Source organism: Cyclobacterium sp. L-R (genome assembly GCF_056859355.1).
In genome coordinates this window covers 36,084-50,033 of the sequence record NZ_JBSXOH010000037.1, presented here as the reverse complement: position 1 = coordinate 50,033, position 13,950 = coordinate 36,084, and the positions used below count along the sequence as shown (strand labels likewise).

At 37.8% G+C, this 13,950-nt stretch carries 13 protein-coding genes; 8 read left to right on the top strand and 5 right to left on the bottom strand.

Features of this window, described 5'->3' with window-relative positions:
- Positions 1–183: 183 nt before the first annotated feature.
- From AC13EX_RS03580 to bshC, 5 genes are all read right to left on the bottom strand, one after another.
- Positions 184–1,680 carry an LruC domain-containing protein gene (locus AC13EX_RS03580; protein ID WP_482891569.1) on the bottom strand — a complete coding sequence of 499 codons (1,497 nt, stop codon included), beginning with the start codon at positions 1,678–1,680 and terminating at the stop codon, positions 184–186.
- A 29-nt stretch (positions 1,681–1,709) separates the two neighbouring features.
- Entirely contained in the window at positions 1,710–2,171 is a 462-nt protein-coding gene (locus tag AC13EX_RS03575) for a hypothetical protein (RefSeq protein ID WP_482891568.1), read from the bottom strand.
- A gap of 891 nt (positions 2,172–3,062) precedes the next feature.
- Positions 3,063–3,554 carry a hypothetical protein gene (locus AC13EX_RS03570; protein ID WP_048641126.1) on the bottom strand — a complete coding sequence of 164 codons (492 nt, stop codon included), beginning with the start codon at positions 3,552–3,554 and terminating at the stop codon, positions 3,063–3,065.
- 21 nt (positions 3,555–3,575) lie between these two features.
- On the bottom strand, positions 3,576–4,151 hold the full coding sequence (locus AC13EX_RS03565; protein ID WP_482891567.1) for a 5-formyltetrahydrofolate cyclo-ligase: 576 nt from the start codon (positions 4,149–4,151) through the stop codon (positions 3,576–3,578).
- Entirely contained in the window at positions 4,111–5,706 is a 1,596-nt protein-coding gene (bshC, locus tag AC13EX_RS03560; RefSeq protein ID WP_482891566.1) for a bacillithiol biosynthesis cysteine-adding enzyme BshC, read from the bottom strand. Before bshC ends, AC13EX_RS03565 begins: the two co-directional genes overlap by 41 nt.
- Positions 5,707–5,888: 182 nt before the next feature.
- On the opposite strand from bshC, the gene AC13EX_RS03555 reads away from it, so the two are divergent.
- The 8 genes from AC13EX_RS03555 (at position 5,889) to AC13EX_RS03520 (ending at position 13,840) form a co-directional block, all read left to right on the top strand.
- Positions 5,889–8,087: a heavy metal translocating P-type ATPase gene (locus tag AC13EX_RS03555; RefSeq protein WP_482891565.1), complete on the top strand. Its 2,199-nt coding sequence runs from the start codon at positions 5,889–5,891 to the stop codon at positions 8,085–8,087.
- Between the two features lie 119 nt (positions 8,088–8,206).
- A complete protein-coding gene (locus AC13EX_RS03550) occupies positions 8,207–8,413 on the top strand; it encodes a heavy-metal-associated domain-containing protein (protein ID WP_482891564.1) in 207 nt (68 codons plus the stop codon).
- Between the two features lie 50 nt (positions 8,414–8,463).
- Positions 8,464–9,708: a M16 family metallopeptidase gene (locus AC13EX_RS03545; protein WP_482891563.1), complete on the top strand. Its 1,245-nt coding sequence runs from the start codon at positions 8,464–8,466 to the stop codon at positions 9,706–9,708.
- Positions 9,709–9,744: 36 nt separating this feature from the next.
- A complete protein-coding gene (ispF, locus tag AC13EX_RS03540; RefSeq protein ID WP_482891562.1) occupies positions 9,745–10,224 on the top strand; it encodes a 2-C-methyl-D-erythritol 2,4-cyclodiphosphate synthase in 480 nt (159 codons plus the stop codon).
- A 20-nt stretch (positions 10,225–10,244) separates the two neighbouring features.
- The gene (gene mnmC2 / locus AC13EX_RS03535; RefSeq protein ID WP_482891561.1) at positions 10,245–10,934 is read left to right on the top strand and encodes a tRNA (5-methylaminomethyl-2-thiouridine)(34)-methyltransferase MnmC2; all 690 of its coding nucleotides are present in this window, start codon (positions 10,245–10,247) and stop codon (positions 10,932–10,934) included.
- Positions 10,919–11,470, top strand: coding sequence for a hypothetical protein (locus AC13EX_RS03530; protein WP_482891560.1), 552 nt, complete (start codon positions 10,919–10,921; stop codon positions 11,468–11,470). Before mnmC2 ends, AC13EX_RS03530 begins: the two co-directional genes overlap by 16 nt.
- Positions 11,471–11,749: 279 nt before the next feature.
- Positions 11,750–12,955: an FG-GAP repeat domain-containing protein gene (locus AC13EX_RS03525; protein WP_482891559.1), complete on the top strand. Its 1,206-nt coding sequence runs from the start codon at positions 11,750–11,752 to the stop codon at positions 12,953–12,955.
- A gap of 15 nt (positions 12,956–12,970) precedes the next feature.
- Positions 12,971–13,840 carry a TIM barrel protein gene (locus tag AC13EX_RS03520; RefSeq protein WP_482891558.1) on the top strand — a complete coding sequence of 290 codons (870 nt, stop codon included), beginning with the start codon at positions 12,971–12,973 and terminating at the stop codon, positions 13,838–13,840.
- Positions 13,841–13,950 lie beyond the last annotated feature (110 nt).

The following is a 13,950-nucleotide window of genomic DNA, read 5'->3' as shown; positions in this document are numbered from 1 at the left end:
TATAACTGACAAGGGCATGAAAGCCCCTAACTCACTAATTCATATTGTTTTTTAAAATGATTTTAATTTAAAAAAAACCAAGTAGCTAATATAAAAGCCACTTGGTTTTTAAAACAATAATCAATTAATAAAACAGGAAAAATAAAAACTCATTCTATTTCATTATTATACTGGCAATACTACTTATTTCGCATTCAACAACACCTTATCCTCACGATAACCTTTCTGATCTTTGTACCAATCTGGATAGGCTTCTCCACCTGTAGCTGCCCATTTATAAAACATATTGTATCCTGTAGTTATGCTCTCTTTGTTCATCATATAAGGAACACTTTCGGTTACATTAAGTCCCCAAGGAAGTCCATTGTCTTTGCCTTTGTAAAAAGAGTTATCGTCTCCGTTAGAATTGTCCTGTTTTGTTCCGAATAGAGATTTGTCCACATGCGCCGTAGGCCTTTTTCCTGGAAGATGCACTTCAACACCACGTTTCTGATTAACTATAAGGAAAGGATTGAAACTATCCATCGTCAAGTCACTAAGCATTACTGGTTCTTCCCTGCTCCTAGTTGTTACAATTGGGTCATTAAGGTACAATGTGATACGCATTTTCTCAACAGACTGCATTGGGAATTTGGGATCTGTATTGATACCTACTGATCCTCCACCAGGGTGGGTAAGCACATTGTCAACATCATCAAAAGCAATTACAGTAGCATATTCATTTCCTTCTTCAAGTCCATTGGACATGAATTTATGAATGGTATTGGACTTAATTTTGGAACCTTCTACCTTATAGATCTGACCAGGAGTAATGCCTGTAAACTCTATTCCAAAGCCATTAGAATATCCAGCCCCTGCTGCTCTAGGCAATAGATCTAACTGTACTTCTACAACCTTACCATCAGCATCTGTAATCCTATTGATCATATAATCCAATACCAAATCATTGAAATCATAATCTCCAGTAGCTGGCCACAAGTCTTCAAACATTAAAGTTCCCGGTCCTTCAGGCGTAAGGTAATTGTTGTAGGCTTTGTATTTATCCTCTGGATAATCATCTTCTCCATCAATCACACCATCACCATCTGTATCTTTTTTCTCTCCTTTTGGAAAGCAATTCGAAGAAGGGTCTGAATAATATTCGCCTGGAATTTCAATATTATCAATTGCCATTAAAGCATCCTCACCATAAACCATAAAAACAAGGTGAACTTTTCCTATCGCACCCTCCATGTCTTTGGAGATTTTAAAGTCAGCTTTTTTGGTTTTATCCTTATTTTTACTACCATAGTTGACTTCATGGTAACCTAGGTATTCATAATCTGTGCTTTCTCCAGTTTCCTTATTATCTTCATCAAATGGAATAAAGAAAGCGTATACTATTGCCTCTTTCACCTTGGAATAAGGCGTCAAATCCATATAAATTTTACCTTTTTCAAATTTCATCCATGGAGATTTTATATCACCACGACTCCCATCACTATTTCCTTTTGTTATAAAGCTGTACTTTCCTTCAGTAACATAATCCGACTCATCAGTCAGAGAAATATCATAAAAATCCCAACAGGAGTAATAGTAATCTTTCAAGCTGCCCAATTCCCCATCATTAGTGACTACGGTCTCAGCAAAAGAATGATAACTAACCAACCCCAACAGGTAACAAAATATTAATTTTTTCATTGTATTAATAGTTTAAAAATTTTATGATATTATTCAGCGCTTAATTCAGCGAATTCTACGACCTCTTCGTCAGCATCTCTCTCCAACTCAAAATTGAAAGATGCTACATTGTTATTGACTTCAGACGACTTTTCGGTTCCGCCATATTTCATAACAATTAAATCCACACTTGAAGGCAAATCAAAAGTCATTTGAAAATCCTCATGCATCTTGTGAGAACCTCCAAATATTTCAGTTCCTTCACTGGTCAATAAAGTAAGCTTTTGGTTGACTCCTACATCCACTGTTAAGCCTTCAATATTTACAGTAATTTCATTGGTCGTTTTCCAATCAAAAAATTCTGAAACTGTTAACTCATCAATCGTTTCGGCTTCCGGACCTATCAGCTTGGTGTTTTCTTCTAATTGCTCCTCATTACAGGAGGAGAAAAATACCAGGATAGGAATAATTAACGCCAGGGTTCTAAATCCCATTCTTCTGCTGTTTTTCATTGTTCTGCTGTTTACTATAATTTAAAAAAGTAGTGTGACTGCGTGTCACCTTTATAATAATGAATCAAATATCCCCTTTAATTCATTATTAAAGGAAAATAATCGACGAACACAGGAAAAAGGTTGGCTAACTCCTGCTTTCAGTAGGTGAGATTATTACTAATAGTTGGTTTACTGGTATAAATGTAGAAAACATATAAAAGGCAAAAAAGTATTTATTAACAAAAGAGAGATGTTAATGATACAAAATTCTTTTTATTATTCAAAAACCAAATAATATAATATAAAAAATTACACAAGCATTTTTTTGAAGGACAGAGTAAGTTTTATGATGTTCAGATAATTCATACCTAAAAAAAGCGGAAAACCACCTTTGTTTTGATGAAACTATTTCACAATCATCCACTCTTAACTATTTTTTAATCAACTTATTGAATGCAAGCCTCAGACTCAGTCAAGCTTAATCATTTAGCCATTCAAATAATATAGATAGGTCAGCTAATCAAATATTGATGCCCCTCTTAAGTTTTCAGACCTGGATTAATTAACCCGAAATAAGCAATAGACCTTCTATTACGTGATGGAATCACTTTAAAATCAGCCACTTCGTTGCTATTTTCGACTTCACCATAGCGGTGCTATGACTCAGTCTCCAAATAGCTTGATTTTATTGTGATTACACCACTCATAACGAATCCTATTACATAATCCGGGATTAAACAACAATTTGCTAAAAAAATATCCACTACTAGGTTTGAGAAAACCAAAGCTAAAAAAACAAAAAAGCTATGCTTCACCTGACATAAGCAGGTAGAGTATAGCTTTTTCTTCTGTTTAATACGAAATAGGCAATAGAAGGTCTATTACATAATCAAGGTTTAAAACAACCCGTTAAAATATATAACGTACGGAAAGGGCGAAATCATCCCCCCAGAATCCTCCACCATTAATAAGGTTAATGGCTGGTTTAAAATCCAAGGAAAAATTCAGAGGCAAATCCTCCAGCACATAATCAAGTCCTATAATACCGTCAATCCCCAAAATGGTAGACCCTTTGTAATTATTACCAGCCCAATAAGGATTATTGGAACCACTATTCCAGCTTCCTAAATGTGCTCCACCACCATAAAACCATCCTAAACCGCTGACGTCTTCAATGTCTTTATGTACTTCATAAAGCCCTGTAAGCAATAGCCCTCTCCACCTGGTATGCAATATCCCTTCAATGGCCGCATCTTGGCTTATAAAATGTTTTACACTCAATCCACTGCTTGAACCTAAACGTAGACCAACTGCAGTGTTGTAGGCTTGTGCTTTACTTTCGTTCGATACCGAATACATTAGAATCATTGCCATAGCGGCAAACATTACTTTTTTTACCATGTTACTATTGTTTAATTATTTTTAAAATAGGATCGATCCATCTGGATGTATACAAGCATCCAAGGGGACATCGTGCGTTTCGTGTGGAATTTCCTCGGGCATTGGCGCCTCGAAAGACAATCCAATCTTCAAAACATTCGAATCAAGCTCTTTAAAGAACGTATCATAAAAACCCTGACCATACCCCAAACGATTACCAAGTGTATCTACCCCCAATAATGGGACAAACACCAAATCAATCAATTTGGCATCTGTTACGAATTCTGGTGATTTTGGGACAGGGATCCCCAATTTGTCAGTTTCATAAACGGTGTCTGCAGTCAACTTGACAATGGCCATTTTCCGACTACCATGTAAGGTCACCGAGCTATAAACCCGGTATTCTAACTTAAAAAGTCTACGCAATAATGGTACCGTATTTATCTCACACAGCCTTTTAATAGGTAAAAAAACATGAATATGCTGTACCTTAGGGAAATTCTTTAAGAATTTCAGACAATTTAGAGCAATACTTTCGGAGCGTCGGGCTCTTTCTTCGTCACCAATTTCTTTTCGCTCATTTCTGAGACGCTTCCTTAGCAATTCTTTCGCTACCATTTTCCTTTAATAGGATGAAATTAAAATCTAAGGGGTCAAAGGTATTAAAAAGGGACTGTATAAAATCCGGGTTACCTAAATAGAACTCAAGAAAATTAATTTTTCTTTCCTGCAAAGTACCTTGAGGGAAAAGCATTTTTTTAATATCACTCAACTGTTGAATGGCAATGGTGTTTTTTCTTTCTTCTGCCTTTCGAAACTTAGTAGCTACTTGATCCAAAATCTTTTCGTTTCGTTTATAGGCAGCCTTTACCGCATAGGCTAAAGTCGCATCCATTGTTACAGACTTCTCTTCCAAACTTTTAAAAAGATCTGCAATTTGACTTCGCTCATCTTTTAAATCCAGATCTTGTTCAGCATGTTCCTTTACATAGCTTATGCGCAAATTGTCTATGGGCAAAAACAACTCCTTTTCTACCAGTCCAAGCTTGTCCATTTTTCGCTGAACAGGTAAGGATAGCACCATGGCAAAATTCCTTGGCAATAAGAAGGGATAATCTATTGAATAATGATCGAATACACTTTTTAATTGAAACCAATAAGCCACCTCGGCAGGTCCACCCAAGTAGGCCAGGTTAGGTAAAATCACTTCCTGATAAAGTGGGCGCATAACCACATTAGGGCTGAATTTTTCAGGTTTTTCAGCTATAAGGGTAACCATCTCTTCTTCCGTCCATTCATTTTCTCCATCATAGGTTTTAAAAACCCCTTCTTCACAAATCAACCTTTCCCTTCTGCCATTTTCCATGTAGAAGAAATTAATTTCTCTCGGAAATATTTGAGTGGCATATCCCGCATCTTCCAAAGCACAATTGCAATCATTAACCAGATTATTGGCAGTAGAGGCAAACAGATCATCCTTAATAACAGGAGCAAATAATTCTTTCAGGGCTTTCTCATTGGCATCAATTATTACCAAACCTTTGTCTGCAAACAAATGATGAACATACTTCCTGACAGCTTCTTTTAGCGTTTTACTTTCCGTATAGGCCGTCTTAAAAAAATCAGGTAGAAACTGCAGTTCCCCAATTAACTTTTTCAAAGAATCATCTATTACAAAATCACCTACCGCTCCGGTTTGATCCGTGTCCCACTGGTAATTTTTCCCATCAAAATAAAAATGGTTGATCTCCTCAAAATCATGGTCTTCGCTTGCCATCCAATACACTGGCACAAATTGATACCCGGGGTTTTCCTTTTGTAGTTTTTCTGCCAGTGAAATGGTAGAGACGATTTTATAAATAAAATAGGAAGGACCAGTCATTAGGTTTAGCTGGTGACCGGTAGTGACTGTAAAGGTGTTACTTTCATTTAGTTTCTGAATGTTAGTTTTAACTTTCGCACCATCAAAGCCTCCATATTGTTGGTTTAAAACATCAACCAGGGTATTTCTTTTCTTCTGATCAAAGGTTTTACTTTCAATAGCTTGTTTAAAATTTCCCAAATCTGGAAACTCCTTATAGAACTGCTTTACTGAATCCTTATTTTGAATATAATCTAAAAAAAGTGACGAAAACAGGCCGGTACAGGCCGGGTCTAAAGTGGATTTTAACATAAAAGGAGAAATTTCATTATTGTATTGGCAGCTATAGAATGCATTTAAAACGGCTAAACCAAAGGTAAAGTTCAACAATTCTAGCTACAAATCAGAAAACAAGTTATACATTTTTTCAAAAATTGTATAACAATAATGCACTACTCAGGTCGTAATTTTGTCCAATAAATAAGCATTCTATCATGAGTAAATCAATCGAAGTACCGATTTCTGGAATGAGTTGTGCCGCATGTGCTGTAAGTGTAGAATCTATGCTTAAGGAAACCGAAGGGATTCAATCAGCAACTGTCAACTATGCCAACCAATCCGCCATAATTACCCTTGAAAATGAAGGTGTAGATCTTTCTGTAGCTAAAAAAAATATCCAATCGATCGGATACGATCTGTTAATAAATATTAATAATCAGGAAGACCTAGAGGCCATAAAATCAGCAGAGTTGAGCCTACTGAAAAGGAACACTTTGTATTCAGGCCTATTGGCATTGCCTGTATTCTTAATTGGCATGTTTTGGATGAACTTCCCTTACGCCAATATAATCATGTGGACACTAACCACTCCAATTTTAGCAGTATTTGGCAGATCATTCTTTATCAATAGCGTCAAACAAGGCAAAATTGGAAATGCCAATATGGACACTTTGGTAGCATTAAGTACAGGAGTGGCCTACCTTTATAGCTCCTTTAATACCTTTTTCCCCCATTGGTTAGAATCAAGAGGAATAGAACCGCACGTATATTTTGAAGCCGCCGCAGTGATCATCTTCTTTATTCTACTAGGAAGACTTATGGAGTCTAGGGCCAAGGCAGGCACATCTGAAGCGCTTAAAAACCTAATCGGCCTTCAGCCTACTAATTTGATAGTGATTCGGGACGGAGAACCCATAAAGATGAATGTTGCGGATGTTCAACCAGGTGAAACCATCCTTGTTAAGCCCGGTCAGAAAATCCCCTTGGATGGGATTCTCACTGAAGGACAATCTTATGTAGACGAAAGCATGCTCACAGGTGAACCTATAGCCCTAGATAAAAACATCGGAGACAACGTATTTGCAGGCACAATCAACCAGGCAGGTAGCTTTAAATTTAAATCAAACAAAAGTAAATCAGACACCTTACTATCCAGTATAATCGCAAGGGTAAAACAAGCCCAAGGCTCAAAAGCCCCTATACAAAAAACGGTAGACAAAGTTACTGGTATATTTGTTCCCGCAGTTTTGGCCATTGCTGTAATTACCTTTATTATTTGGTCTTTAAGCGGTACAGAGGACGCTACTTTAAGAGGAATGCTTTCTGCCATCACGGTATTGGTCATCGCATGCCCTTGCGCCTTAGGTTTGGCAACTCCTACCGCCATTATGGTCGGAATCGGAAAAGCCGCTTCAAAGGGAATATTGATAAAGGATGCTGAAAGTCTTGAAACAGGTAAAAAAATTGACACCTTAATCCTAGACAAAACAGGTACAATCACAGAAGGAAAACCCGGGGTCAAAGAAGTACTTTGGAAGTCGGGAATAGATAGTAAAGCATTGGCCTCCATATTTTACGCCTTAGAAGAAAAGAGTGAGCATCCCCTTGCCGCAGCAGTCACCGAACATTTTGCCGAGGAGAAAACGTCAATAGACTTAGCCGAATTCAGTTCTTTTACTGGAAAAGGCGTTCTAGGCAAGTACGCTGATAAAACGTACTATATTGGAAACTTAAAATGGCTTGAGTCTCTAGGAATAAACATCGATAAAACCCTGGCCCAAACTGCAGAGGAAATGCTGAACAATGGAGATATAGTTATCTACCTAGGAGAAGACAATCAACTTGTGGGTGTAGTTAGCATTGCCGATAAGGTAAGAGAGACTTCTAAGGTCGCCATTAGCAAATTAAGAAAAATGGGCATTGAAGTGCACATGCTCACTGGAGATCAAAAGAAAACTGCTGCTTCAATTGCTAAAAAGGTGGGAATCGATCATTTCCAAAGCGGGATGTTACCTCAGGACAAAGGAGAATACATTAAGAAATTGCAACAAAAAGGACATAGGGTTGCCATGACCGGTGATGGAATCAATGATAGTGAAGCCCTTGTTTTAGCTGATTTAGGCATAGCTATGGGGGCAGGCACGGACATTGCGATGGAAACAGCCCAAGTTACGCTAATGCATTCAGACCTTATGGCCATATCCGAATTGTTGAAATTGAGTAAAGAAACGGTGGCTACCATCCGACAAAACTTATTTTGGGCGTTCATTTACAACATCATTGGCATTCCTATAGCTGCTGGTATATTGTACCCAATATCTGGTTTTTTGCTAAACCCTATGATAGCCGGTTCAGCAATGGCGCTTAGCTCCTTGTCAGTTGTAGGTAACAGTTTGAGGCTAAAATACAGTTAGACCAATGGGTTAAAAACTGCCTCAACCGGGTCTAAAACCACCAAGGTTAATTCTATACTGAACTATTTCCAAAAGGAAATCATTTATCAGAAACAATAAAATTTCAAATAAGATCAAAAATGGCAAAACAAATTAAACTTAAAACAAATGTAAAATGCGGTGCCTGTGTAACAGCCATTTCTCCAGCAATGAATGGTTTAGAGGCATCTCATTGGGAAGTTGATTTACAGTCTCCTGACAGAATTTTAACAGTAGAAGGAGATGTTAATGAGACTGAAATAAAGGCTGCACTGGAAAAATCCGGTTATAAGGGTGAATCTATTTAAATGAAAGAAGGCAGGATAGGTAGAAATTTTATTACTTTTGCCTCTATTCTATGATTAAATACAAATCTTTTGTTTTAGACAATGGACTTCAGGTATTGGTCCATGAGGACCATTCTTCAGAAATGGCTGTTGTCAATCTCTTGTACAAGGTAGGTTCTAGAAATGAGGTCTCCGGCAAAACAGGCTTAGCCCATTATTTTGAGCACCTTATGTTTTCTGGCACCGAGCATATCCCCGAATTTGACAGTGCAATAGAACGGGTTGGAGGTGAGTGCAATGCCTTTACAAACACCGACATTACCAATTTTTACATCACCTTACCAGCTATCAATCTGGATACTGCGCTTTGGTTGGAAGCAGATCGGATGAGATTCCTTAATCTTAAGGAAAAGCCCATCAATACTCAGAAGCAGGTCGTAATTGAAGAATTCAAACAACGCTACCTCAATCAGCCTTATGGAGATGCCATGCATCATGTTAGGCAATTGGCTTTTACCAAACACCCCTATCGCTGGCCAACCATAGGTGAGAAAATTGAAGACATCGAAAGATTTGAGAGAGAGGAACTACTGGCCTTTTATGAGGAAAATTACACTCCCAACAATGCCATACTTTGTATTGCTGGAAAGGTGAATTTTGAACATGTCAAGGCAAGGGTTCATTATTGGTTCGATGACATTCCCAAAGGAAAGCAAAGCCAGAAAACTATTGTTGCTGAGCCAATCCAAAATACAATAAGGCGCAAACAAGTCTTTTCTACTATCCCTACTGAAGCTTTGTATAAGGTGTATAAGATGCCGGGCAGGCTGGAGAACAACTACCTTACCTGCGACCTTATTTCAGACATTTTGGGTTTTGGGAGATCTGCATTATTGGAAAAAACCTTGATTAAAAACTCCTCATTATTTGCCAATTGTCAGTCCTATGTTTTAGGAAATATTGATCCTGGATTGATGGTCATTACAGGTAAAATGGAAAAAGGAGTGGCTGCCGAGGATGCAGAGGCAGAGTTAGATGAAGTATTGGAAAACTTTAAAAAAGAACCTATTCCACAACGAGACCTTCAAAAAATCAAAAATCAGGCACAAGCGATGCAAACGTATGAATCTGTTTCTTTGCTAGGAAGGGCAATGAAACTTGCCTATTATGCCTATTTAGGTGACACTCAACTGATGAACAAGGAGTTTGAGCGAAAAATAGCCATTACCGTAGAGGAAATCCAACAAGCAACAAACACATACCTCAACCAGGATCTTGCTTCGGTAATTTATTATAAATGTTCACCTAACGACTGATCAATTTTATTGAAAAATCATTAAAATTATAAATATATGAGTGCATTTCGCATAGGATTCGGATACGATGTTCACCAATTGAAAGAAGGTGAAGAATTTTGGTTGGGTGGAATAATCATTCCTCATAGCAAAGGAGCTGTAGGCCATTCTGATGCTGATGTTCTGATACATGTGATCTGTGATGCACTATTGGGAGCAGCTAATTTACGGGACATAGGCTACCACTTTTCAGATCAAGACCCTCAATACAAAGGCATTGATAGCAAAATATTGCTTAGTCAGGTAATGGATCTTTTAAAGGAAAACGGCTACCAAATAGGGAATTTAGATGTTACAATTTGCCTGCAACAACCTAAAATCAATCCGCATATTCCTGCCATGAAAACCTGTTTGGCTAAAGTCATGCAAATCGATGAAGGTAAATTGTCTTTGAAAGCCACCACTACAGAACGATTAGGCTTTGTAGGACGTGAGGAAGGGGTTTCTGCTTATTGTGTGGCCTTGATTCATTCATAATTCACTTAATAATTTCCCCCATGGAAAACCAACAGCCCAAAATCATCACCACAGAAGACGGATCACATTCTGTGTATCTTCCTGAAATCAATGAAAGCTACCATTCTTCCAATGGGGCTTACAAGGAATCAATTCATGTGTACTTGTTGTATGGTTTGGAGGCATGGTATGCTAGAAACAGAGGAAAATTCCCCATCAGGATTTTTGAAGTAGGTTTTGGCACCGGACTTAATGCCTGGCTAACCCTAATCTGGGCAGAACAAAACCAAGTACCTGTTCTCTACCATACGATTGAACCTTATCCACTTGAAAAGGAGATTTATGAGGCATTGAACTTCACCCAATTGGATGAAACCCTGACTCATTTTAATGGCTACTTTAAGCGTCTCCATCAAATGGCCTGGGACAAGGGAATGCCAATGACGGATTATTTCAATATTAAAAAAGAAAAAAACACCTTACAAAAGGTACAACTATACGGTTCAGACATTGTGTTTTTCGATGCCTTTTCTCCAAAAAAACAGCCAGAACTCTGGACAATGGAAATGCTGGAAAAAATCGAAGACAGTATGAACCCATCTGCTGCTTTTGTTACCTACTGTGCTGCGGGCCACCTCAAAAAGAACCTTCAATCCCTTAACCTAACCTTGGATGAGGTACCTGGACCTCCAGGTAAAAAGGAAATGACAAGAGCGTGGAAAAAAAGCTAGTACTACAAGGTCTTACTATTCTATTGATTTTTTCTCTGCTTGCTGCGACTTCCTTTGCTTGCAAGCCTAAGGGTGAAAAATTATCGCCAATAAATGATAATTCAAGTCCTATTAAACCAAGTACTGAAGTCATTAAGGCAACTTCAAAAAAGACCGAGGGCTTTCATAATATAGTTAAAGGAGACAGTATTGTCCAACGTTTATTTCTAAATGAGAAACTGCATTATGAAAGCCTTATTCTAGATGGAAAGAGGGTTTACAACCACATCTATCCCCAAATAAGTGACTCCTTCCTTTTCGAGGACAAATACTACCTAAAAATAAGCTACCCTATTCCTTTTAGTGGCACCATTGAAACAACAATTCCCGATTGTCCCGATTATGTACTTACCGATTTGGATGATGACATCCTACAGATAGTAATTTACAATGCACTGGATCTTAGCAACATCGATCTCAAGTTCAATTATTCACCTTCCAAAAAAGACAGCTTGGTCAGTTCCGAATATCTTTTTAATTACGTGATTTTTAATTGAGGGACAGCCCTTTTACCTGGACATATTCTCCAAATATTTTAATGAAGAATTATGCGATTAATAATTCAAATTCATTAATATCAGCATGCCTTTTTGCTCCAAAGTGAATTGTTACACTTGGATTTCAGTGGAATAGTTCTAGTTCTGACACTTTAAGCATCACTTAAACAACTTGATTTTCGAGACTTTAAAACTCTTTCTAAAGGAAGAAGATCCGAAAATCGAATCGTATATTCAGGGATCAAAGGCTATGAATGACAAATAAACCTTGTGAAAATCATGAAAAACTACCCTCTAATACTGGCAAGTACAATTTTGTATGTATTTACAATAGCAGTTGTACATGGCCAATCCATAACTTTTGACAATCCTTTAGATGTAAGTCAGAGATCTGTTTCTGGAGTCAGTGCTTTAGATGTAGCAGATTTGAATGGTGATGACCAAATGGATGTGGTTGTACTTGAAGGAGGTGTTCACGCTGAAGGTCGTTTTACTTTGGCATGGTTTGAGCAAGCTAAAAAGGGGAAATGGATAAAACATGATTTTAGCATCCCTGTAGAATTTGACGATTTTATTGGTTCTGCACGTTGCGAGGACATGGACAATGATGGAGACATGGACTTGGTTTTTAGCATTGATGGCCACGGCACTGGCCCTATAAATGTCTACTTATTAATCAACCCCGGTAAAAAGAAGGTTTACAAACAATGGGAACATATTCTAATATCCAGCATTGAAGGCTTCCATGCCAATGACATGCGATTGGCAGACATGAACCTTAATGGTAAAAAAGATGTGGTAATACGTCATAAAAATCCAGAATCTTTAAAGATCATTTTTCAGAATGAAAAAGATGACTGGCAAACCAAGACAGTATATGAAGGGCAAGCAGGTGAAGGGCTTGCTGTTGGTGACATCAACATGGATGGAATTCCTGACATCACCATGACAGGACATTGGTTTAAGTCACCTAAAAACCCTAAAACCGGTCATTTTATAAGGTTTGATATAGAAGCGGGTTTCAAGGAAGTGAATAAAGCCACAAAGGAAGAAGTTGGCGACATTAATAATGATGGTAGGCCAGATGTTTTATTGTCTCCTGCCGAACATTTTAAAAAATATGGCGGCGACAATTACGATTTAGCTTGGTACGAGTGTCCTCCAAATCCGGAAGAAGTAACAGAATGGACAAAACATGTTGTCAAATCAGATTATAACAAGGCCCATTGCGCAAAACTAGCAGACATGGACAATGATGGGGATTTGGATATCATCTCCGCGGTTGCTTGGGACAATCGGGAAATCAGAATATATATCAATGAAGGTGGTGAATTTCGAAAATCAATCTTAGTAGCCGAAGGAAAAGGCATATATTCAGGTGCAATAGCAGACATGGATGGGGATGGAGATTTAGACATCGTTGGAGAAGACAAGTACGCAACAGACGCCAAACCCTGGCTATTTAGAAATCTGCTTATTAAATAATTAGTAAATTCAACTATGAAAAGGAGAGATTTCATCATACAGACTACACTTTCAGCAGCTGCCATCACCGGTCTGCCATTAGCAAGCCTTGCCAAGCCTAGTAAAAGTAAAATGGACAGGATTGGTTTAACAACTGTTGTATTTCGAAATCGATTTGCCTCTACCAAACCAAAAAATAAGGTGCTAGAAAATGAGCTAACCTTATTGAGTACACCTGAATATTTTGTAGATCGATTTAAGGTTCATAACGTTGAAATGTGGACCAATCATTTTGAATCCACTAGCAAAAGTTATTTAAAGGAAATAAAAAAATCCTTAAAGAAACAACATTGCACCTTAATCAACTTGCAGTCTGAGGGAAAATTCGACCCTTCAGATCCTTTGGAAGAAAATAGATTAAAGGCAGTAATAGAAGTTAAAAACTGGATTGACATTGCCAATACCCTTCGGTGTGAGGCAGTGCGTGTAAAATCAATGAAAATGTCTTATCCTCAGGCGGTATTGTCCCTCAAAGAGATTACAAAATACGCCAAGTCTAAAGGAATTAGGATATTGATAGAGAATCATAACGACTTGTTTTCAGATTATCAAACCCATATCAGCACAATAAAAGACGTCCCCTTGGACAACATAGCGCTTCTTGCTGATTTCGGAAACTACCCCTCCAATTCTGTGAGGTTTGAATCATTACAACACATCGCTCCATTTACCAAGCTGGTTTCCGCAAAAACAAAGGATTTCTCAGACCAAATGGAGCACAGTGCTTACGATTTCCAGAAGTGCATTCGTATTTTTGAGGCCAACGGTTACAAAGGCATCTACTCCTGTGAACAATGGGCAAAGCCAACCCAAACTATGATTATGAAAAAATTACCGATTGGATGATTGAAAACATAAAAGAAAGCATTTAAAACACTTTGAATTAAAGCGTTTTAAATGCTTTTATAGGTATAATTACCAATATAACCTGAATGCCCCTTCTGCATATCTAATGA